Raw genomic sequence first — 20,241 nt, forward strand, 5'->3', positions numbered from 1 at the left:
CAAGGGCGCTTTCTTTTTTGGCCTTCGCGATAAAAAGAACGGAGCAAACCTCATGAATCCCGATGCAGACAAACTCTGGCAGGCCCCGCGCTGGGCGCTTGCCGTGCTGCTCGCGGTGCTCGGCATGCTCGGGCCCTTTTCCATCGACACCTACATCCCGGCCTTCTCGGGCATCGCGCAGTCCATCGGCGCGACGCCGGCCGAGATGCAGCAGACGCTTTCGGCCTACCTGTTCGGCTTCGCGTTCATGAACCTGTTCCACGGCGCGCTGTCGGACAGCTTCGGCCGCCGCCCCGTGGTGCTGTGGGGCCTGGCCGTGTTCACGCTGGCCTCGCTGGGCTGCGCGCTCTCGCAGAACATCACGCAGCTGGTGCTGTTCCGCGGGCTGCAGGGCCTGTCGACCGGCGCCGGCATCGTGGTCTCGCGCGCGGTGATCCGAGACATGTTCCCGCCGGCCGAGGCGCAGCGGGTCATGAGCCAGGTCACGATCTACTTCGGCGTGGCGCCGGCCATCGCGCCCATCGTGGGCGGCTTCCTGTTCGTGCACGCGGGCTGGCATGCGGTGTTCTGGTTCCTGGTGGCGGTGGGCGTGGTGCTGTTCACTGCCAACTACAAGCTGCTGCCCGAGACGCTGCACAAGGACCACCGCCAGCCCTTCCAGGTGCGGCACCTGATGCGCGGCTACTGGGACCTGTGCTCCGACCCGCGCTTCCTGCTGCTGGCCTTTGCGAGCGGCGTGCCCTTCAACGGCATGTTCCTCTACGTGCTGGCCGCGCCCGCATTCCTCGGCGACCACCTCGCGCTGCAGCCGCAGCAGTTCTTCTGGTTCTTCCTGCTGACCATCGGCGGCATCATGCTCGGCGCGCGCGCCAGCGGCCGCATGGCCGGCAAGGTCGCGCCCAAGCGGCAGATCCGCGACGGCTTCGTCATCATGCTGGCCACCTCGGTGGTCAACGTGGTGGCCAACACTTTCTTCCAGGCGCACGTGGCCTGGGCACTGTGGCCGCTGGCGGTGTTCGCCTTCGGCTGGGCGCTGATGGTGCCGGTGGTCACGCTGCTGGTGCTCGATCTGCACCCCGAGCGCCGCGGCATGGCCTCTTCGCTGCAGGCCGTGATCGGCTCCACCGCCAACGGCATCGTGGCCGGCGCGGTGGCGCCGCTGGTGATGCATTCGACGCTCGCGCTGGCACTGACCTCCATGGGCATGCTCGCCATCGGCCTTGTCGCCTGGGTGTGGCTGCATGACCGCTGGCCAGAGATCGGGCGCATGGTGGCGCACGAAGGCTGAGAACGCGGGCGACGTTCCGATGCGCTTCGAAGCATTCCTGACTCATGCGCGCGCCTGGCTGCCAGGCCGCACCACCGTCGATGCCCGCGAGCGCCTGCGCGCGGTGGCGGGTGCGGGCCTCGGCCTGCTGGTCACGGCACTGCTGTGCCGATGGATGGCCGGCCCGCTCGCCGCCTCCGTCTGGCTGATCGCGCCGCTGGGTGCCAGCGCCGTGCTGGTGTTTGCTGTGCCGGCCAGTCCGCTCGCGCAGCCGTGGTCGGTCATCGGCGGCAACACGCTGTCGGCGGTGGTCGGCATTGCGGCCGCCAACTGGATTCCCGACCCGGCGCTGGGCGCCGCCGTTGCAGTGGCTGCTGCCATCGGCCTGATGTTCAGCGCACGCTGCCTGCACCCGCCGGGTGGTGCCGCGGCCCTGCTCGCGGTGCTGACACATACCACGCATTTTTCGTCCGCCCTCTTCCCCTTCTTCACCAACTCGCTGCTGCTGGTGCTGGCCGGCGTGGCCTACAACTCGCTGACCGGACGGCGCTATCCGCATGTGCAGGTGGTGGCTCGCCCGCCTGCGTCCGATGCGCGCTTCAGCCAGGCCGACATCGACGCCGTGCTGGCCCGCTACAACCAGGTGCTGGACATCAGCCGAGACGACCTCCAATCGCTGATCCAGCAGACCGAGCTCGAGTCGTACAAGCGGCGGCTGGGCACGCTGCACTGCGCCGACATCATGTCGCGCACGCCGGTCTCGGTGGAGTTCGGCACGCCGCTGCAGGAAGCGTGGGCGCTGATGCACGAGCGCCGCATCAAGGCCCTGCCCATCACCGACCGCACGCGCCGCGTGGTGGGCATCGTCACGCAGGCCGACTTCTTCCGCCAGCTCGACCTGCAGCATCACGAGGGCATCGCCGGCAAGCTGCGCGACCTGATCCGCGCCACGCGCACCGTGATGTCGAACAAGCCCGAGGTGGTCGGCCAGATCATGACGCGGCAGGTGCGCGTGGCCAGCGCCGACCGGCCCGTGGTCGACCTGGTGCCGCTGTTCTCCGAGGGCGGCCACCACCACATCCCGATCATCGATGGCGAGAAACGCCTCGCGGGGATGATCACGCAGTCGGACTTCGTGCGCGCCCTCTATCGCGCTGTGGGGCCGGCGTAAGAGCCGCTCCTCACTCAAGCACCACGTTCGCCTTCTTCACCAGCGCCGCATAGCGCGCGGCCTCGCTGCGAAAGTAGCTCGCGGCCTGCTCCGGTGTCGTGGGCTTGATGACGTTGCCCTGCTTGTCCATCGCATCGCGCACTTCGGCGCTGGTGAATGCAGCGGCCACCGCGTCGTGCACACGCTGGACATCGGCCGCCTGCATCTTCGGCGGCCCGATCACCGCGAACCAGCCTTCGACCGCGTAGTTCGGCAGCCCCTGCTCCGCGATGGTCGGGATGTCCGGCGCAGCCGGCGAACGCGTCGCGCCGCACAGGCCGATGGCGCGCAGCGCACCGCTCTTGATGTGCTGCTGCACGGCCGGCAGCGCAACCACGCCCATCTCGACCTGCCCCGCGATCATGTCGGTCACCATCGGCCCGGTGCCCTTGTAGGGAATGTGCCGCGCCTTCACGCCGGCCTCGTCCATGAACATTTCGCCGGCCAGGTGAATGATGGTGCCGTTGCCCGACGAGGCGTAGTTGTAGCCCTCGGGCTTCGCGCGCAGCAGCGCGACCAGTTCCTTCACGTTCTTCGCGGGCAGCTTCGGGTTCACCACCAGCACCAGCGGCGTCGCGCCCACCACGCTGATCGGCGTGACATCGTTGATCGCGTCGAAGGGCATCTTCTTGAACACCGCCGGGTTGATGACGTGGTTGTTCGACACCATGCCCAGCGTGAGCCCGTCGGGCGCGGCCTTGACGATGGCCGCGGCGCCGGTGATGCCGCCCGCGCCCGGCAGGTTCTCGATCACCACCGGCTGGCCGAAGGCCTTGCCGAGCGCGACCGATGCAGCGCGCACGATGGTGTCGACGCCTGAACCCGCGCTGATCGGCAGGATGAAGCGGATGGGTTTGTCGGAGCCCTGCGCAAGCGCGGGGCATGCGGCCACGGCGGCGGCGCACGCACCGAGGCCGAGCACCGCGCGGCGGTTCATCGAGGGAAGTGTCTGGGTCATGGTTTTGTCTCTCTTTATGTTCTTGAAAAGTCACTCTGCTCAGGCTACGGCCGATTCAGCGTGCAGCGCATCGACCTGCTCACTCGCGTAGCCCAGTTCGGCCAGCAGCTCGCGCGTGTGCTCGCCCAGCGTCGGCGGATGCAGCCGCACACCGAGGCGCTCGCCACCGAGCGTGATCGGGAACAGCGTCGTCTGCGCCATTTCTCCGGCACGCTCACCGTCCGGCAGGCGAATGTCGGCCAGGCCGCCGGTAGCTTTCAGATGCGGGTCGTCGTAGAGGTCTTCGGGCCGCGTGATCGGCGCGAACGGCAGCCCGCTGGCCTCGAAGATCGCCGAAAGCTCCGCCGCCGAGCGGCCTGCCAGGCGCTCACGCAAGTCGGCCAGCAGCGTGGGCCGCAGGCGCACGCGGTCGTTGTTGGTGCGCAGGGCGGGGTCGGCCTTCAGGTCGTCGAAACCCAGCGCGTCGCAGAAGGTCTTCCACTGCGCGTCGCTCACGGCGGCCAGGAATATCTGCTCGCCGTTCTTCACGGTGAACACGTCGTACAGCGCCCAGGCCGAGATGCGATCGGGCATCGGCGCAGCGGCCTGCCCGGTGATCGCGTACTGCAGCATGTGCTGCCCGACCAGGAACACGTTGTTCTCGAACAATGCCGACTGCACCTCCTGCCCCTTGCCAGTCTCGGCGCGCTGCATCAGCGCGGCGATCGCGCCAATGGCGCCGAACATGCCGCCCATGATGTCGTTGACGCTGGTGCCCGCGCGCAGCGGATCACCGGGGCGGCCGGTCATGTAGGCCAGCCCACCCATCATCTGCACCACCTCGTCGAGCGCAGTGCGGTGCTCATAAGGGCCGGGCAAGAAGCCCGTGTGGTTGACGTACACGAGGCGCGGGTTGAGCTTGCCGAGCGCGGCGTAGCCCAGGCCGTACTTGTCCATGGTGCCGGGCTTGAAGTTCTGCGCCACCACGTCGGCCGTGGCGCACAGGCGCAGCGCGGCTTCCAGCCCCTGCGGGTGCCGCAGGTCGAGCGCGATGCTCTTCTTGTTGCGGTTGAACATGGGGAAGAAGCCCGCGCCCGCGCCCAGCAGGTGTCGCGTGCGGTCGCCATCGATGGGCTCGACCTTGATGACCTCCGCGCCCAGGTCCGCGAGCACCATGCCGCAGGTGGGGCCCATGACCATGTGGGTGAACTCGACCACACGGATGCCGGTGAGCGGCAGTCGCTTTTCTCCGGTCTTTGCCGCGCTCACGCCGTGACTCCCGCCGTCGCGGCAAAGGTCTTCGGAAAGCCCGCGCGCCACACCGTGCCCTGCAAGGTTTCGCCTTCGAGCCAGCTCGCCACGCGTCGGCGCAGGTCGAGCAGCTTCGGCAGATCGACGCCGGTCGCAACGCCCATGCTCTCGAGCATGAAGACGAGGTCTTCGGTGTCGACATTGCCGCTGGCGCCGGGCGCGTGCGGGCAGCCGCCGATGCCGGCCAGGCAGGCGTCGAAGCGTGTGATGCCAACCTCCAGCGCGGCATACGCATTCGCGAGCCCCATGCCGCGCGTGTCATGGAAGTGGCCGCACCACAGCCGGTCGCCCGCGATGCGCAAGGCGCGCTCGAACAGGCTGCGCACCATCGCCGGATCGGCATAGCCCACTGTGTCGGCGAGGCTCACGCGGTCAGCGCCCGCATCGAGCAGCGCCTGCATCAGCCGCAGCACTTCGTCGGGCGCGACATGGCCCTGCAGCGTGCAGCCGAAGGCCGTGCCTACGCCGCCGTCGATCAGCGTCTTCGAGCCCGCCGCATCGCGCGCCGCGCGCATGCGCCCGACCTCGGCCACCACCTCGTCGGGCGTCTTGCGCAGGTTGGCAAGGCTGTGCGCGTGGCTGGCCGAAAGCGGCACGACCATCAGGTCGGCCTCGCCCGCAATGGCGCGTTCGGCGCCCTTGACGTTGGGCACGAGTACCGAGGCAAAGAGCCCCGGCAGCGTCTTCGCGTACGCCAGCAACTCGGCCGTGTCGGCCAATTGCGGCAGCAGGTGCGCCGGCACGAACGAGCCGACTTCGATCTCGCGCTGCCCGGCCGCGTGCGCATCGCGGATCCATTCGAGCTTGCGTTCGGTGGGCAGTACGCGGGCGATGCTCTGGAGGCCATCGCGCAGGCCCACTTCGCGGACGACCGCGCGCGGCGGCAGGAAGGCGTGAATCAAGACTTTGTCTCCGTCGTGAGGGTACGGAGTCGATGTTAGAAGTTCCGATTTGATCCACAAGGTATATTTTGGAAGCCATCTGATTCCAGAACGGAACATCATGAGAGACCTCGACCTGACCACCCTGCGCCTGTTCGTCGCCGTTTGCGAAACGCGCAGCATCGCGCGCGCCGGCGAACAGGCCAGCATCGTCGGCTCGGCCATCAGCAAGCGGCTGGCCCAGCTCGAAGAAGCCGTCGGCACGCCGCTGCTGCTGCGCAAGCGCCGCGGCGTGCTGCCCACTCCAGCCGGCGAAACCCTGCTGGAGCACGCCCGCGCGATGCTCGGCAGCGTGAATCGCATCGAGCGCGACATGGCCGCCTACGCCGGCGGCGCGCGCGGGCACGTACGCATCCTGGCCTCGGCCTCGGTCATGGCCGAATCGCTGGCCGAGGACGTGGCCGACTTTCTGCAAGACCCGGCGCACCGCAACATCCGCGTCGACATGGAAGAGCGCGTGAGCCCCGAGATCGTGCGCGGCATTCGCGAGGGCAGCGCCTCCATCGGCCTGTGCTGGGACGCGGCCGACCTCGAAGGCCTGGAGCGGCGCGACTACCGCACCGACCACCTCGCCATCGTCGCGCATCCCTCGCACCCGGTGGCGAAGCACGAGCACGTGCGCTTCGAGCAGGTGCTCGACCATGAATTCGTCGGCATGCCCGCGCTCAGCGCGGTGCAACTGATGCTGGCGCGCGAGGCGGCGGTGGCGGGCAAGCCGCTGGTCTACCGCGTGCTGGTGTCCAACTTCGATGCGGCGCTGCGCGTGGTGCGCGCCGGGCTGGCGATCAGCGTGGTGCCGGCGGAGGTCGCGCGGCCCTTCACCGATGCCTTCGGGTTGCGCCTGATGCCGCTTACCGATGCGTGGGCGCGGCGGCGTTTTGCGATCTGCTTCCGCAGTGAGGCGGCGCTGTCGCCGTCCGCGCAATTGCTGGTCGCGCACTTGGAGCGGCGCGCCACGGATTGACGGCCAAGCACGCCATTCGACCGAAATCCGAAACTATTCATTGCCCTGGAGCAGGTTTTTATTTCGATTCACGCAACCTACATTCGAGAGGTCAGAGCTGTCACTCCTTCACACCACACACAGAAAGACCACCGCATGTTCCGCAGAGCCCTCCTCTCCGCCGCCGCCCTCGCCACCACCCTGAGCCTTGCTCCGCTCGCCGCGCAGGCTGCCCAGCCGCTCAAACTCGACGTCTACAACCCCGGCACGAAGTCGATGTTTCCGGTCTCCTCGGAAATCGTCACCGGCCAGACCGAAGCCGTGCTGATCGACGCGCAGTTCCAGCGCAACGACGCCGAGGCGCTGGTGCAGAAGATCAAAGCCACGGGCAAGAAGCTCACCACGGTCTACATCAGCCACAGCGACCCCGACTACTACTTCGGCCTCGACGTGATCCAGGCCGCCTTCCCCGACGCGAAGATCGTCGCCACGCCCCAGACCGTGGCCGCCATCCAGGCCTCGAAGGACGGCAAGCTCGCGCACTGGGGACCGATCCTGAAGGACAACGCGCCCAAGGCGCTGATCGTGCCCGAAGCACTGGCCGGTGACAGCCTCACGCTCGAAGGTCGCAAGATCCAGGTCGTCGGCCTCGACAGCCCCACGCCCGAGCGCAGCTTCGCGTGGATTCCCTCGCTGAAGGCGGTGGTCGGCGGCATTCCAGTGTCGGCCAACATCCACGTGTGGGTGGCGGACACGCAAACGCCCGAATCGCGCCGCGACTGGATCAAGACGCTGGGCCGCATCGAAGCCCTGCAACCCAAGACCGTGGTGCCCGGCCACTACCTGCCGAATGCCGACGGCAGCGCGCCCTACTCGCTCGCCTCGGTGAAATTCACGCGAAGCTATCTGCAGGCCTTCGAGACCGAAGCCGCGAAGGCCAAGGACTCGGCAGCGTTGATCGCCGCAATGAAGAAGCGCTATCCGAAGCTGGAAGACGCCTCGTCGCTGGAACTCGGCGCCAAGGTCATCAAGGGAGAAATGAAATGGCCGCAATGAACGAAGGCGCGAATGAAGGCGCCACGCTCCACTACATCTTCGATCCGCTGTGCGGCTGGTGCTACGCCGCCGCGCCGCTGGTCGACGCGGCGCGCAGCGTGCCCGGCCTGAAGGTCGAGTTCCACGGCGGCGGCATGATGACCGGCGCCAACCGCCGCTCGATCACGCCGCAGTGGCGCGAGTACGTGATGCCGCACGACCGGCGCATCGCGGAACTCACGGGCCAGCCCTTCGGTGAAGGCTACTTCGAGGGACTGCTGCGCGACACCGGCGCGACGATGGACTCCGAGCCGCCGACCACCGCCATCCTCGGGGCCGAGTCGCTGCGGGCAGGCGGCGGGCTGGACATGATCCATCGCCTGCAGCGAGCGCACTACGTCGAAGGCCAGCGCATCGCCGATGAGCAGGTGCTGAAGGCGATCGCCGCCGAACTCGGCTTCGACGCCGAAGCCTTCGCGTCGGCCTTCGAACGCCTGTCGGGCGAATCGACCGCACGGCACTTCGCCGAAAGCCGCCAGTTCCTGCAGCGCGCTGGCGGCCAGGGCTTTCCGACCTTCGTGCTGACGCAGCCCGATGGCCGCGCCAGCCGCATCGACATCGGCCCATGGCTCGGCCGCGCGGAAGACTGGAAGGCGCGCCTGGCGGAACTCGTCTAGCGCGCGACGCCCAGCAACCGGTCGAGCACTTCAGGCTGCGTGCGCAATGTCGCGGCCTTGTCGGTATGCACGATGGTCCCGTGGTCCAGCACCACCGCTTCGTCGGAAATCGCGAGGATCGCCTGCGGATGCTGCTCCACGATGATCGCGGCCAGCCCCTCGTCCTGCGTGATGCGGCGGATGGCGCGCAGCAGCTCTTCCACGATGATCGGCGCGAGGCCTTCGAGCGGCTCGTCGAGCAGCAGCAGCTTCGGGTTCAGCACCAGCGCACGGCCCACGGCCAGCATCTGCTGCTCGCCGCCCGAGAGCTGCGTGCCCAGGTTCGTCTTGCGCTCCGCAAGGCGCGGGAACATTTCGTAGACCCGTTGCGGGCTCCACTTGCCGGGCCGCTCCACCGCGGTGAGGTTCTCGTGCACCGTGAGCGACTTGAAGATGTTGCGCTCCTGCGGCACCCAGCCGATGCCGGCTGCCGCGCGCTGATGCGGCGCGAGCTTGTGCAGCGCCTGGCCGCCCAGCGTGATGCTGCCGCCGTGCTGGCGCGTTGCGCCCGCGAGCGTGTTGATCAGCGTGGTCTTGCCCGTGCCGTTGCGGCCCAGCAGCGCCAGCGTCTGGCCTTCGCCGAGCGCGAACGCCACGTCGTGCAGCACCACGGCCTCGCCGTAACCGGCGCTCAGGTTTTCTATTCGCAGCAGCTCAGACATGGGCGCTCTCCCCGTGGCCCAGATAGACCTCTTTCACCTTCGGATCGTTGGCGATGGTTTCGGGGTCGCCCTCGGTCAGCAGCGTGCCGTTGACCAGCACCGTCATGCGGTCGGCAAAGCTGAACACCAGGTCCATGTCGTGCTCGATCAGCAGCACCGACACATCGGCGGGCAGCGCGGCCACGGTCTGCAGCAGTTCTTCGCGCTCGCCGGCGGGCACGCCCGCCACGGGCTCGTCGAGCAGCAGCACGCGCGGCTCACAGGCCAGCGCAATCGCGATCTCCAGCAGGCGGCGCTTGCCATAGGCCAGGTGCTTCACCTGCTGCTGCGCCACATCGCCCAGGTGGAACTGTTCGAGCAGTTGCCCCGCGCGCTCGGCAATCGCCTTGCTGGCGCCGAGCGGCCGCCACCATTGCGCGCCGATGCCCTGGTGTTGCGACACGACCAGCGCCAGCGTTTCGAGCGGCGTCATCGAGTCGAAGAGCTGGTTGATCTGGAAGGTGCGCACCAACCCGCGCGCCACGCGCTTGTGCGGCGCGAGCGTGGTGATGTCTTCGCCCAGCAGCGTGATGCGGCCTTCGGTGGGCGTGAGCACGCCCGTCAGCTGGTTGATCAGCGTGGTCTTGCCCGCTCCGTTGGGGCCGATCAGCGCGTGGCGTGCACCGCGCTTGAGTTCCATCGTCACGTTGTTGGTGGCCGTGATGCCGCCGAAGCGCATCACGAGGCCGTGGGTCGAAAGCACGGTGTCGGTCATGCGGCACCGCCCTTCTTCTTGCCGCCCAAGCCGAACCATGTCCACGGCTTCAGCAGGCGGTCGCGCCCCACCAGCACCAGCAGCACCAGGATCAGGCCGATCCAGAACATCCAGTACTGCGGCGTCACGGCCGACAGCCAGGTCTGCAGCAGCTTGAACACGATGGCACCCGCCACGCCGCCATAGAGCCAGCCCACGCCGCCGATGACCAGCATCAGCAGCACGTCGGCCGAACGGTCGAAGGCCAGCACGTCGAGCGAGGCGAAGCCGGTGGTCTGCGCCAGCAGCGCGCCCGCGGCGCCGGCGATGCCCGCCGCCACGGTGTAGATCACCACGAGCCGCGACACGACCGGAACGCCGATCGCCATGGCACGCAGCCGGTTGTCGCGGATGGCCTTGAGCGTGGCGCCGAACGGCGAATGCACGAGCCGGCGCATCACGAGGAACAGCACCAGCATCACGGCCAGCGAATACCAGGCGGCCGTGCGGCCGTACAGATCGAACTCGAACAGGCCGAGCACCGGCCCCATCACCACGCCCTGCAGGCCGTCGGCGCCGCCGGTGAGCCAGTCGAGCTTGTTGGCGAGTTCGAGCAGCAGCAGCGCGGTACCGAGCGTGACCATCAGCCGCGTGAGGTCGCTGCCGCGCAAGATCGTCACGCTCGCCACGAGGCCCAGCAATGCCGACAGCACGGTCGCGATCACCAGCCCCACGGTCGGGTCCGGCATCACGAGCTTGGCGAACAGCGCCGCGGCATACGCGCCGAAGCCGAAGAAGGCGGCATGGCCCAGCGACACGATGCCGGTGTAGCCAAGAATCAGGTCGAGCGACATCGCGAACAGCGCGACGATGGCGATCTCGTTGACCAGCAGCGAGTGCGAAGGCATGACGAGCGGCAGCGCGAAGGCCACTGCCCAGGCCACGAATTCGAGCGGGTGCCAGCGCGCCTTGCGCAACAGGGCCGACTGAAACTCGGTGGTGGAAGGCGCACTCATCAACGGCCTCCCTTGCGAGTGAACAGGCCCTGGGGCCGCCACATCAGGATCATGATCATCAGCAGGTAGACGGTGAATGCACCCATCTTCGGAATGAAATACTTGCCCGCCACGTCGGCAATGCCAAGCAGCAGCGCCGCCGCGAGCGGCCCGGTGATCGACGAGGTGCCGCCGACCGACACCACGATCAGGAAATAGATCATGTACTTCAGCGGGAATGTCGGGTCGAGACCAAGGATCTCCGCGCCCAGCGCGCCGCCCAGCCCCGCGAGCCCGGAGCCCACGGCGAAGGTCAGCAGGAACACGATGTTCACGTTGATGCCCAGGCCCGACGCCACGCGCGGGTCGTCGACCGCAGCGCGCAGCCGGCTGCCGAAACGCGTCTTCGAGAGAATGAGCTGCAGCACCACCGTGAGCACAGCGCACACGCCGATGATGAAGAGCCGGTAGTGCCCCATGCCCAGCAGCAGCGCGCCGTCGCCGATCTCGGTGCGCCCGCGCAGCCATTCGGGCAATTGCACGTTCTGCTGCGAGGAGCCCACGAAGTAGTCGATGGCCGCCACCGCCATGAAGGCAAGGCCGATGGAAAAGAGCACCTGATCGAGGTGCGGCTTGCCGTACATCGGCCGGTAGAGCGTGCGTTCGAGCAAGGCCCCGGCCAGCGCGACGACGATGAATGCGAGCGGCAGGCAGGCCAGGAAGGGCACGCCCAACTTCTGCATCGCGAACACCGTGAGATAGCCACCCGCCATGGCGAAAGCGCCATGCGCGAGGTTGATGAAATTCATCAGGCCGAGCGTCACTGCGAGGCCTACCGCCAGCACGAAGAGCAGCATGCCGTAGGCGATGCCGTCGAAAAGAATGGTCAGCATGTCGTGTTTTTTACGAAGCTATTTCTGGGGCTGTTCGTTTCGTTCGGGGTGCGTGCTTATGCCGGCCGATCAACGACTGCTCTGAAAGATCACGCCGATGGGGTGCCTTGCGCAGCGAAATAAAGGAGGAGGCCGAAGGCCGGGGGACATTCGCGGAGCAAGGTACCCCGTCGGCGTGATCGCGCCCCGAACAACAACGCCCCCCAGAGACAAGCCTCACTTGGCTTTACCTGGGTCCTTCACGCCTTTGATCACATCGAACTCGACGTTGTAGAGCTGCCCGTCCTTCTTCTCGACCTTGCGCAGGTACACGTCCTGCACGATGTCACGCGTCTGCGCATCGATCAGCACCGGGCCGCGCGGGCTCTCGAAGACCTGGCCCTTCATGGCAGCCAGCAGCGCTTCGCCGCCGCCCTGCCCCTTGGTGGTCTTGAGCGCTTCGTAGATCACGCGCATGCCGTCATAGCCACCCACGGCCATGAAGTTGGGGCGCATCTTGGGGTTGGCCTTCTCGAAGGCCTCGACGAACTTCTTGTTCATGGCCGAGGGGTGCGCGGCCGAGTAGTGGTGCGAGGTGACCACGCCCAGCGCGCCGTCGCCCATGTCGTTGAGCTGGTCGTCATCCGTCACGTCGCCGGTGGCGATCATCTTGATGCCGGCCTTGTCCATGCCGCGTTCGAGGAACTGCTTCATCACCGCCGCGCCCGCGCCCGAGGGCACGAAGACGAACAGCGCGTCGGGCTTCACGTCGCGCACCTTCTGCAGGAACGGCGCGAAGTCGGGGTTGCGCAGCGGCACGCGCAGCTTGTCGAGCACCTTGCCGCCGTTGAGCTGGAAGCGCTCGCTGAAGAACTTCTCGGCGTCGTTGCCCGGGCCGTAGTCGGCCACCAGCGTGACGACCGTCTTCACGCCGCTCTTAGGCGCCCAGTCGCCCATGGCCACCGACACCTGCGGCAGCGTGAAGCTCGAACGGATGATGTAGGGCGAAGCCTCGGTGATGCTCGACGTGGCCGCGGCCATCACCACTTCGGGCGTCTTCGACTGCGTGGCAATCGGCGCCACGGCCAGCGCCAGCGGTGTGAGGCCGAAGCCGGCCAGCACGTTGACCTTGTCGTTCACCACCAGTTCCTGCGCGAGGCGCTTGGTCACGTCGGGCAGGCCGGTGTCGTCCTTGACGATCAGCTCTACCTTCTTGCCGGCCACGGTGTCGCCGTTCTGGGCCATGTACAGGCGCGCGGCGGCTTCGATCTGGCGGCCGGTGGAGGCCGACTGGCCGGTCATCGGAAGGATCAGGCCGATCTTGAACTTGTTGGCGTCCTGGGCACTGGCCAGCGACATTGAAAGCGCAAGTGCCGAGAGGGCGGCGGTCTGGATGAGATGGCGTCTTTGCATGTTTTTTCCTTTGAGGGGCGGAACGCGAACCGGGGCTATTTTCAACACTTTGCAACATCCGGCGGAGCAGGCAATCACCTAGCCGGCCATTACCGTTGACCTTTGTTGCGCGATTGCCAAATGAACTGCGCGATCATCGCGCAAGGCGGCCTGCGGAGCGCGCGCGTCAGCTGTCGGCGCGGTAGGCGGAGTCGAGCGTGAGAGTGCCCACGGCGCGTGACACGCAGGCGCAGATGCGCGTGGTCGACTTCTTCTCGTGCTCGCTGAGGAACACGTCGCGGTGATCGATCTCGCCGTCGACGGCGATCACGTCCATGGCGCACAGGCCGCATTCGCCGCGCTTGCAGTCCGAGAGCGTCTGCACGCCGGCTGCGTCGAGGGCTTCGAGCAGCGTGCAGTCGGCCGGCACGGTGATGGCCAGGTCGTGCCGGGGAATTCGCACCTGGAATGACTGCGTGGCCAGGCGGCCGCTGCTGCCGAAGGTTTCGAAGCGCAGGTCTTCGATGGCACGGCCGGCTGCGTGCCACGCGCGCTTGACGGCTTCGAGCATCGGCACCGGGCCGCAGGTGTAGAGCTGGCCGCCGGGCGGCAGTGCCGCGATGGCGGCGGCGAAGTCGATGGGGGCCGAGCCTTCATGCGCTTCGACGCCCTCGCCCAATGCTTCCTGCAGATGCGACAGATAGCCGAGCTCGCCCGCATGCCGCGCGCCGTAGAGCATCTTCACCGGCACGCCGGTGCGCCTTGCATGTGCGCCCAGCCGCTGCGCCATCAGTACCAGCGGCGTGATGCCGATGCCGCCCGCCACCAGCAGGTAGCCGGGAGCCGAGAGGTCGAGCGGAAAGTGGTTCTGCGGCGCGCTCACTTGCAGGCGGTCGCCCACGGCCAGCCGCCACATCGCGAGCGAACCGCCACGGCCGTCGTCGAGCCGCTTGACGGCGATGCGCCAGCACTGGCCGTCGCCCTCGCCCACCAGCGAGTACGAGCGGGTCTGCACTTTGCCCTGCGCCGTCAGCACCTGCACCTGCAGGTGGGCGCCGGGCTCATGGGATTCGGCAAAGCCGCCATCGGGGCGCAGTTCGAATTCGCGCACGGTGGGCGTGACGTCGCGCAGCGCAACGACTTGCGCCTGCATCCATTGAAGATCGCTTTTCATCGGGGGAGCAACACGAAAGAGGAGGGAAAAAGAAGAAACCGATCAGCCGCGCCGGCGGATCAGCTGCACACCCGGCAGCGGGCGCTGTTCGGCGGTCGGCGTGCCGTGCAGCGCATCGCGCAGGTTCCGCCGCGCAATGCGGCTGTGCTCGCGCATCAGCGCCTCGGCGCGCGAGCCTTCGCCGGACTCGATGGCGTCGAGCACCTGCACATGCTGGTCTTGCGCAATCACGAGCATGTCGCGTGCGGCCGGCGAGTTGGCCTGCACGATGACGAAGCCCGAGGGCGACGCGAATGGCAGGTTGATCACGCGCTCGAGCTGCTGCGCGATGACGGGGCTGCCCGCCATTTCGCAGAGCAGTGCGTGGAAGCGCTCGTTGTGCGTCACGTAGCGCGAGAAGGCCGCGTCGTCGAGCGCGGGCTCCCGCAGCAGTTCGTCGATGCGCTGCAGGCAGGCGCGCGCTTCGCGCAGCACCACGGGCGCCGCGCCGCGCTCGGCCGCGAGCCGGGCGACCAGTCCTTCGAGCGTGCCGCGCAGCTCGATGGCATCGGCCACGTCGCGCTCCGAAAAAGTACGCACCGCATAGCCACCGTTGGGCAGCGCCTCGAGCAGGCCTTCCTGTTCGAGCCGCATCAGCGCGGTGCGCACCGGCGTGCGCGACACGCCGAGCTGCTCGGAGATGGCAACCTCGGCAATGCGCGCGCCACCGGGCAACTCGCCCGCAAGGATCATCTCGCGCAGCCGCAGCTGCGCCTTCACGGCCTGCGAACTGCCGCTGTCGCCGGGCTCGGCTGTGGTGGAAACGGCAGCGACCTTCACGCGGCTGCCTTCTGGGCGGGCCGGATCGGGATCGCGGCGCGCGCGGGTTTTTCCTTTTCGATCATGCGATCGATCAGGCGTCGCGCCCACATCGAGCCGGCGTCGATGTTGAGGTTGTAGAACTTGTGATCGGGGTGGTCGTCCATCGCCTTCTGCTGCGCTTCGAGCACCAGCTCGTCTTCGCGGAAGATGCCGGCGACGCCCTCGCGCAGTTCGTGCGTAAGGCGCTGCTCACCGAGGCAGTAGTTGCGCGAGAAGGCCCAGAAGTAGAGGCAGGTCTTGTCGGTCTCGGGCGTGATGGTGTTGAGCACGTAGCCGTTGACGCCCTTGCTGCGGTCACCGGGGTTGCTGCCCTGGGGCACCGCGCCGCTGCCCGCCTCGGCCACGCCGACGTCGATGTTCACCGTGCACGGGCCTTCGAAACGGATGATCTGCCAGCGGTCGACCTTGCCGGTGTAGCCGCGCGCATGGCGGATCTGGTTGCCCCAGAACGGCGGTGGGTCGATGTCTTCCATCCATCGCGTGACGGTGGCCGAGCGGTCGCCGTGCGTGGCCACGAAGGGCGCCTCGGCCACTTCGCGGTTGCCGATGGACGAGCCGTGCACGAAGGTCTCGTGCGTCAAGTCCATGAGGTTGTCGACCACGAGGCGGTAGTCGCAGTTGACGCGGATCATCTTGCCGTCGCCGGCCCAGGCCGGGTCGTCGTTCCAGTGCATGTCGGGCACCAGCGCCGGGTCGGCCTTGGCCGGATCGCCTGGCCAGATCCACACGAAGCGATGCTTCTCCACTACCGGAAAGCTGCGCACGCATGCCGAGGGGTTCAGCGTTTCCTGGCTCGGCATGTGAGTGCAGCGGCCCTGGCTGTTGTAGACGAGGCCGTGGTAGCCGCAGACCAGTTCGTCGCCTTCGAGGCGTCCCAGCGACAGCGGCATCAGCCGGTGCCAGCAGGCGTCTTCGAGCACGGCCACCTGGCCGTCGGTGCGGCGGAACAGCACCACTTTCTGGTTGCAGATCGTGCGTGGCAGCAGCGCGTGACGCACTTCGACGTCGTAGGCGGCGGCATACCAAGCGTTCAGTGGAAAGGCGGTCGTGGGCGTTTTCATGAATACTCAATGTATACAGAAAACCTGAAATTTCTAGCCTTTTGAAGCATTTCGAGGGTAAACACCGAGATATCTGTATACAGTCATCGGCATTTCGAAGGCGATACGATGTTCCGCTCGTTCCCCAAATCACGACGGAGTCATCCATGTCACAGCACGCCGCCTTGCCTGCCCGCTACGACCACGTGGGCAGTTTCCTGCGCCCCAAATACCTGCTCGATGCCCGCGAACAGAAAGCCAAGGGCGAGATCACGCCCGAACAGCTTCGCCTCGTCGAAGACAAGGCCATCACCGAGATCGTCCGCTTCCAGGAAGACATCGGCCTGAAGAGCATCACCGACGGCGAGTTCCGCCGCACCTACTTCCACATCGACTTCCTTGACCAGCTCGGCGGCGTGAAAACCGACATCCCGGTCACCATCCGCAAGCCCGACGGCACCGAAGAACTCGCTCCGCCCGCGATGCGCGTGCTCGACAAGGTGCGCCACGTCAAGGACATCCAGCTCGCCGACTTCCAGTACCTCAAGAGCCAGGTCTCGGCAGGCCGTACGCCCAAGGTGACGATCCCCTCGCCGACCATGCTGCACTTCCGCGGCGGCCGCGCCGGCATCAGCAAGGAGGCGTACCCCGAGCTCGACCCGGCGTTCTACGACGACGTGGCCAAGGCCTACGGCGACGAGCTGCGCTCGCTGGCCGCCGCCGGCTGCACCTACGTGCAGATGGACGACACCAACCTCGCCTACCTGTGCGACGAGCACATGCGCGAAGCCGCCCGCAAGCGCGGCGACGACCCGAACGAACTGCCGCATCGCTATGCCGCCTTCATCAACAAGGTGGTGGCGCAGAAGCCCCCGGGCATGCTGCTGGCCATGCACCTGTGCCGCGGCAACTTCAAGAGCACGCACGCCGCGGCCGGCAACTACGAGCCCGTGGCCGAGGCGCTGCTCAAGGAGATGGACCTCGACGCCTACTTCATGGAATACGACGACGCCCGCTCGGGCGACTTCAAGCCGCTGCGCTATCTGCCCAAGGGCAAGACCGTGGTGCTCGGCCTCGTGACCACGAAGTTCGGCGAGATGGAAGACAAAGACGAGCTCAAGCGCCGCATCGAGGACGCAGCCAAGTACGCCTCGCTCGACCAGCTCGCGCTGTCGCCGCAGTGCGGCTTCTCCAGCACCGTGCACGGCAACAACATCGCCGTGGAAGCGCAGCGCAACAAGCTGCGCCTGGTGGTCGAGACCGCGCAGGAGGTCTGGGGCTCGACCTGACGCGCCGTTTCTGGTGAAGTCGGGGCATGACGACTCACATCTACTCAGGCCCCCTCAGCATGTTCGGCGCCAAGGTCGAGATCGCGGCACGCGAAAAAGGCGTGCCCTTCGAACTGGTCATGGTGCCCTTCACCAAGGACGATGCCTACGAGCCCAAGCACCCCGAGGTGCTTCGGGTCAACCCCGTCAAGCAGCAGGTGCCCGTGCTGGTCGACGACGAGGTCTCGCTGTTCGACTCGACGCAGATCTTCGAGTACCTCGAAGACCGCTATCCCAGCCTTGCGCTGTGGCCTGAAGGCATTGCCGAACGGGCCCGCGCGCGGCAGCTGGAGCAGAAGTCCGACGAGGTCTTCTTCCCGAACGTCATCAAGCTCTTCGGCCTGCAGCACGACATGCAGAGCGCCGCGGCAGTCACGGCCTGCGCCGGCTGCGCGCGCTTCTACGAAGAGATGGAAGGCCTGCTGGCCACACGCGAGTACCTGGCCGGCCCCTACTCCTTCGCAGACATCGCCTTCTACATGGCCTATGTGTTCGCCGACCGCAAGGGCGCCGGCATGACCGACGCCACGCCGCGCCTGCTGGCCTGGCGCACGCGCGTAGGCGACCGGCCCGCTGTGCGTGCGGTGGTCGATCCGATGATGCGGTTCCTGGCCTCGGAAGGGCGCGGCGTGCCGGCCTTCCTGCAACGCTGAAGGGACACTGAAGGCACAGCCCGCAACGCTGAGGCATCATCGGTCCATGCCGACCAAAGAGTTCGACTGGCTGCCCTCTCCTTCGCAGCATTTCCTCGTCGTCACTTTCGCGCTGCTGGTCTACGTGCTGACCACGCGTGCGCGCCGCGAGCAGCGCGCCCCCACCACGGCCATCGCCTGGGTCATGGGGCTGGTGCTGATGCCTTACTTCATCCTGCCGATGTACCTGCTGTTCGGCCAGCGCAAGCTGCGTCCGGCGGGGTCGCCCAGGCCGCCGCGCTCGGTGCCGCCGGGCCACTGGGCTGCCGACCTGATCGAGAGCTTCGGCCTCGCGCCGCCGGGGCGCTGCGCGATCCGCATGCATGCCGACGGCGAGGCCGCGCGCGATGCGCTGTGGCAGGTGATCGACGGCGCGCGCGAGCGCATCGACGTGTGCACCTTCATCATCGGCGACGACCCGCTCGGCCACGCGGTGATCGACCGGCTCGCCAAGCGCGCACGCGAGGGCATCAAGGTGCGGGTGCTGCTCGACGGCTTCGGCGCGCTGTCGCTGCCGCGCCATCACTTCGACCGGCTGCGTGTGGCGGGCGGCGAGGTGGCCGTGTTCCGCCCCTTCTTCAGCCTGCGCCGCATCGGCCCGCGCAACCTGCGCAACCACCGCAAGTTCACCATTGCCGACGACGGCTGGCTCTGGTCGGGCGGGCGCAACCTCGCGGGCGAATACTTCACCGGCAACGACAAGCACCCCGAGGCCTGGCGCGACCTGTCGTTCGACCTGCATGGCAGCGTGGCCGCAGCGGCAGCGCGCCAGTTCGACCACGACTGGGCCTCGGTGCGCAGCCGCAAGGCCCGCGCCATCACCGCCGACGACGTGCCCCCGGGCCCGGGCACGGCCATGGCGCAGTTCCTGCCGAGCGGCCCCGACCAGACCGAAGACACGGCGCACGCACTGCTGATCGATGCATGCTTTCGCGCCGACCACCGCGTGCTCGCGATCACGCCCTACTTCGTGCCCGGCGACGGCCTGCGCGATGCACTGCGGCTGGCCGCGCGGCGCGGCGTGCAGGTGACCATCGCGATGCCCGCGCAGTCGAACCATCGCCTTGCCGACTTCGTACGTGCACGCGCCATGCGCGACCTGGCGCGCGCGGGCGTGAGCTTCAGCATGCTGCCGTTCATGGCGCATGCCAAGGCCGTGGTGGTGGACGACGAACTCGCCATGTGCGGCTCGATCAACCTCGACCTGCGCAGCCTGCTGCTGAACCACGAGGCGGCCGTCGTGTTCTACGGCCATGAAGACATCGAATGGCTGGCCGAGTGGATCGAGACCACCGCCTCGGCCGGCGAGCCCTATCGTGCGCGACGCCCGGGGCTGATGCGCGACGTGGCCGAGGGGCTGCTGCTCACCGTCGCTTTCCAGCTTTAGGCGTTGTGGACGCCGGGGACGGCTCGGCCGCCTTGGCTTCCTTCGCCACGGCATCGAGCCCCGCGAGCACATAGCGCACAACTTCTTCGGCCAGGGCCTGCGTGTCCTTCAGGGCCGGCAACACCTTGCTGCTCAGGTCCTTGGGCGCCACCGTCATCACCAGGCACGGCAGCACCGTCAGCAGCAGGCTGCGCTGCACCGATGGATGGTCGTCGGGCAAGCCCATGATCTCGCCGACGATGCCGCGCATCAGCCTGGCCTTGGGCAGCACAGCCCGCTGGATCAGCGCCGGCATGGCAGGCGACGGCGACAGCGCCTCGCGCAGCACCACGCGGAACCCCCACGGCGCCTTCGGCTGGGCGCTCATCTCGACCATGTGCGTGAGAAAGGCGCGCAGCTTCAGGCGCGGATCGGTCGACTCCAATGACAGCGCCATCAGCTCGTCGAGGCTCACCAGCTGCTTGTGCGCTTCGACCAGCACCGCCTCGTAGAGCCCGTCGCGGCCGCCGAAGTGGTAGTTGATGGCGGCCATGTTGGTGCCGGCGCGGGTGCAGATTTCCTTGCTGGTGCTTTCTGCGAAGCCTTGCGCCGCGAACAGCCGGCCGGCGGTTTCGAGGATGTGCAGGCGCGTGGTGTTGCCGTCGGTACGCGGAGTGCGGGTTGCCATGCCCCGAGGCTAACCCAAACAAAAGAATACTTCAAATTCAAATTTCAATTTGATAACATCGCACCGACTTCCGGGCAG

Annotated in this window: 19 protein-coding genes and 1 pseudogene; 8 read left to right on the top strand and 12 right to left on the bottom strand. The window is 67.4% G+C overall.

The genetic code is table 11. The annotated features are described in order from the left end of the window. Positions 1-52: 52 nt before the first annotated feature. On the top strand, positions 53-1,288 hold the full coding sequence (locus ACZYSP_RS07700) for a multidrug effflux MFS transporter (RefSeq protein WP_093051261.1): 1,236 nt from the start codon (positions 53-55) through the stop codon (positions 1,286-1,288). A gap of 19 nt (positions 1,289-1,307) precedes the next feature. Next, positions 1,308-2,438 carry an HPP family protein gene (locus ACZYSP_RS07705; RefSeq protein WP_489013493.1) on the top strand — a complete coding sequence of 377 codons (1,131 nt, stop codon included), beginning with the start codon at positions 1,308-1,310 and terminating at the stop codon, positions 2,436-2,438. 10 nt (positions 2,439-2,448) lie between these two features. On the opposite strand, the gene ACZYSP_RS07710 is transcribed toward ACZYSP_RS07705, so the two are convergent. Genes ACZYSP_RS07710 through ACZYSP_RS07720 form a run of 3 tightly spaced genes read right to left on the bottom strand, consistent with a single transcriptional unit; the run spans position 2,449 to position 5,627 of the window. Continuing rightward, positions 2,449-3,435 (bottom strand): tripartite tricarboxylate transporter substrate binding protein, encoded by a 987-nt coding sequence (locus ACZYSP_RS07710; RefSeq protein ID WP_097198720.1) that lies wholly within the window; start codon positions 3,433-3,435, stop codon positions 2,449-2,451. 39 nt (positions 3,436-3,474) lie between these two features. Continuing rightward, positions 3,475-4,683 (bottom strand): CaiB/BaiF CoA transferase family protein, encoded by a 1,209-nt coding sequence (locus ACZYSP_RS07715; RefSeq protein WP_489013496.1) that lies wholly within the window; start codon positions 4,681-4,683, stop codon positions 3,475-3,477. Next, positions 4,680-5,627, bottom strand: coding sequence for a hydroxymethylglutaryl-CoA lyase (locus ACZYSP_RS07720; protein WP_489013498.1), 948 nt, complete (start codon positions 5,625-5,627; stop codon positions 4,680-4,682). Before ACZYSP_RS07720 ends, ACZYSP_RS07715 begins: the two co-directional genes overlap by 4 nt. 100 nt (positions 5,628-5,727) lie before the next feature. Between ACZYSP_RS07720 and ACZYSP_RS07725 the strand changes: the two genes are divergently transcribed. From ACZYSP_RS07725 to ACZYSP_RS07735, 3 genes and pseudogenes are all read left to right on the top strand, one after another. Continuing rightward, positions 5,728-6,630, top strand: coding sequence for a LysR family transcriptional regulator (locus ACZYSP_RS07725; protein WP_097198718.1), 903 nt, complete (start codon positions 5,728-5,730; stop codon positions 6,628-6,630). A 135-nt stretch (positions 6,631-6,765) separates the two neighbouring features. Then, positions 6,766-7,659, top strand: a pseudogene (locus ACZYSP_RS07730) (MBL fold metallo-hydrolase); the annotation flags it as partial. Beyond that, positions 7,653-8,321 (top strand): DsbA family protein, encoded by a 669-nt coding sequence (locus tag ACZYSP_RS07735; protein ID WP_489013501.1) that lies wholly within the window; start codon positions 7,653-7,655, stop codon positions 8,319-8,321. The pseudogene ACZYSP_RS07730 and the gene ACZYSP_RS07735, both read left to right, overlap by 7 nt. On the opposite strand, the gene ACZYSP_RS07740 is transcribed toward ACZYSP_RS07735, so the two are convergent. From ACZYSP_RS07740 to ACZYSP_RS07775, 8 genes are all read right to left on the bottom strand, one after another. After that, entirely contained in the window at positions 8,318-9,022 is a 705-nt protein-coding gene (locus tag ACZYSP_RS07740) for an ABC transporter ATP-binding protein (RefSeq protein ID WP_093077741.1), read from the bottom strand. The two genes, ACZYSP_RS07735 and ACZYSP_RS07740, sit on opposite strands and share 4 nt — an antisense overlap. After that, complete coding sequence (locus ACZYSP_RS07745; protein ID WP_093051289.1) at positions 9,015-9,776, bottom strand: ABC transporter ATP-binding protein; 762 nt, start codon at positions 9,774-9,776, stop codon at positions 9,015-9,017. Before ACZYSP_RS07745 ends, ACZYSP_RS07740 begins: the two co-directional genes overlap by 8 nt. After that, complete coding sequence (locus tag ACZYSP_RS07750) at positions 9,773-10,771, bottom strand: branched-chain amino acid ABC transporter permease (protein ID WP_093177023.1); 999 nt, start codon at positions 10,769-10,771, stop codon at positions 9,773-9,775. The genes ACZYSP_RS07745 and ACZYSP_RS07750 overlap by 4 nt, the downstream gene beginning before the upstream one ends. Further along, positions 10,771-11,643, bottom strand: a complete 873-nt coding sequence (locus ACZYSP_RS07755) for a branched-chain amino acid ABC transporter permease (RefSeq protein ID WP_093051297.1) — start codon at positions 11,641-11,643, stop codon at positions 10,771-10,773. Before ACZYSP_RS07755 ends, ACZYSP_RS07750 begins: the two co-directional genes overlap by 1 nt. Before the next feature lie 216 nt (positions 11,644-11,859). After that, positions 11,860-13,035 (bottom strand): ABC transporter substrate-binding protein, encoded by a 1,176-nt coding sequence (locus ACZYSP_RS07760; RefSeq protein ID WP_489013505.1) that lies wholly within the window; start codon positions 13,033-13,035, stop codon positions 11,860-11,862. Between the two features lie 166 nt (positions 13,036-13,201). Then, the gene (locus ACZYSP_RS07765) at positions 13,202-14,188 is read right to left on the bottom strand and encodes a PDR/VanB family oxidoreductase (RefSeq protein ID WP_093077745.1); all 987 of its coding nucleotides are present in this window, start codon (positions 14,186-14,188) and stop codon (positions 13,202-13,204) included. Between the two features lie 42 nt (positions 14,189-14,230). Beyond that, entirely contained in the window at positions 14,231-15,007 is a 777-nt protein-coding gene (locus tag ACZYSP_RS07770; protein ID WP_489013507.1) for a GntR family transcriptional regulator, read from the bottom strand. After that, entirely contained in the window at positions 15,004-16,110 is a 1,107-nt protein-coding gene (locus ACZYSP_RS07775) for an aromatic ring-hydroxylating dioxygenase subunit alpha (protein WP_489013509.1), read from the bottom strand. The genes ACZYSP_RS07770 and ACZYSP_RS07775 overlap by 4 nt, the downstream gene beginning before the upstream one ends. A 146-nt stretch (positions 16,111-16,256) precedes the next feature. Between ACZYSP_RS07775 and ACZYSP_RS07780 the strand changes: the two genes are divergently transcribed. From ACZYSP_RS07780 to ACZYSP_RS07790, 3 genes are read left to right on the top strand one after another with little or no spacing between them, the layout of a single operon-like run. Next, positions 16,257-17,378: a 5-methyltetrahydropteroyltriglutamate--homocysteine S-methyltransferase gene (locus ACZYSP_RS07780; RefSeq protein ID WP_093077747.1), complete on the top strand. Its 1,122-nt coding sequence runs from the start codon at positions 16,257-16,259 to the stop codon at positions 17,376-17,378. Between the two features lie 26 nt (positions 17,379-17,404). Next, entirely contained in the window at positions 17,405-18,070 is a 666-nt protein-coding gene (locus ACZYSP_RS07785) for a glutathione S-transferase family protein (protein WP_489013512.1), read from the top strand. Between the two features lie 46 nt (positions 18,071-18,116). Further along, positions 18,117-19,496 (top strand): phospholipase D-like domain-containing protein, encoded by a 1,380-nt coding sequence (locus tag ACZYSP_RS07790; protein WP_489013514.1) that lies wholly within the window; start codon positions 18,117-18,119, stop codon positions 19,494-19,496. Here the strand turns inward: ACZYSP_RS07790 and ACZYSP_RS07795 are convergent. After that, positions 19,474-20,163: a TetR/AcrR family transcriptional regulator gene (locus tag ACZYSP_RS07795; RefSeq protein ID WP_093177015.1), complete on the bottom strand. Its 690-nt coding sequence runs from the start codon at positions 20,161-20,163 to the stop codon at positions 19,474-19,476. The genes ACZYSP_RS07790 and ACZYSP_RS07795 overlap by 23 nt on opposite strands. Positions 20,164-20,241: the final 78 nt, after the last annotated feature.

The sequence above is a fragment of the Variovorax sp. F042 genome, assembly GCF_057814215.1.

Excerpts from the sequence above, each read along its gene's own strand:
- ACZYSP_RS07705 (WP_489013493.1), top strand. The coding sequence starts at position 1,308 with ATGCGCTTCGAAGCATTCCTGACTCATGCGCGCGCCTGGCTGCCAGGC.
- ACZYSP_RS07725 (WP_097198718.1), top strand. The coding sequence starts at position 5,728 with ATGAGAGACCTCGACCTGACCACCCTGCGCCTGTTCGTCGCCGTTTGC.
- ACZYSP_RS07785 (WP_489013512.1), top strand. The coding sequence starts at position 17,405 with ATGACGACTCACATCTACTCAGGCCCCCTCAGCATGTTCGGCGCCAAG.
- ACZYSP_RS07755 (WP_093051297.1), bottom strand. The coding sequence starts at position 11,643 with ATGCTGACCATTCTTTTCGACGGCATCGCCTACGGCATGCTGCTCTTC.
- ACZYSP_RS07745 (WP_093051289.1), bottom strand. The coding sequence starts at position 9,776 with ATGACCGACACCGTGCTTTCGACCCACGGCCTCGTGATGCGCTTCGGC.
- ACZYSP_RS07780 (WP_093077747.1), top strand. The coding sequence starts at position 16,257 with ATGTCACAGCACGCCGCCTTGCCTGCCCGCTACGACCACGTGGGCAGT.
- ACZYSP_RS07710 (WP_097198720.1), bottom strand. The coding sequence starts at position 3,435 with ATGACCCAGACACTTCCCTCGATGAACCGCCGCGCGGTGCTCGGCCTC.
- ACZYSP_RS07750 (WP_093177023.1), bottom strand. The coding sequence starts at position 10,771 with ATGAGTGCGCCTTCCACCACCGAGTTTCAGTCGGCCCTGTTGCGCAAG.
- ACZYSP_RS07735 (WP_489013501.1), top strand. The coding sequence starts at position 7,653 with ATGGCCGCAATGAACGAAGGCGCGAATGAAGGCGCCACGCTCCACTAC.
- ACZYSP_RS07790 (WP_489013514.1), top strand. The coding sequence starts at position 18,117 with ATGCCGACCAAAGAGTTCGACTGGCTGCCCTCTCCTTCGCAGCATTTC.
- ACZYSP_RS07765 (WP_093077745.1), bottom strand. The coding sequence starts at position 14,188 with ATGAAAAGCGATCTTCAATGGATGCAGGCGCAAGTCGTTGCGCTGCGC.
- ACZYSP_RS07795 (WP_093177015.1), bottom strand. The coding sequence starts at position 20,163 with ATGGCAACCCGCACTCCGCGTACCGACGGCAACACCACGCGCCTGCAC.
- ACZYSP_RS07700 (WP_093051261.1), top strand. The coding sequence starts at position 53 with ATGAATCCCGATGCAGACAAACTCTGGCAGGCCCCGCGCTGGGCGCTT.
- ACZYSP_RS07775 (WP_489013509.1), bottom strand. The coding sequence starts at position 16,110 with ATGAAAACGCCCACGACCGCCTTTCCACTGAACGCTTGGTATGCCGCC.
- ACZYSP_RS07740 (WP_093077741.1), bottom strand. The coding sequence starts at position 9,022 with ATGTCTGAGCTGCTGCGAATAGAAAACCTGAGCGCCGGTTACGGCGAG.
- ACZYSP_RS07760 (WP_489013505.1), bottom strand. The coding sequence starts at position 13,035 with ATGCAAAGACGCCATCTCATCCAGACCGCCGCCCTCTCGGCACTTGCG.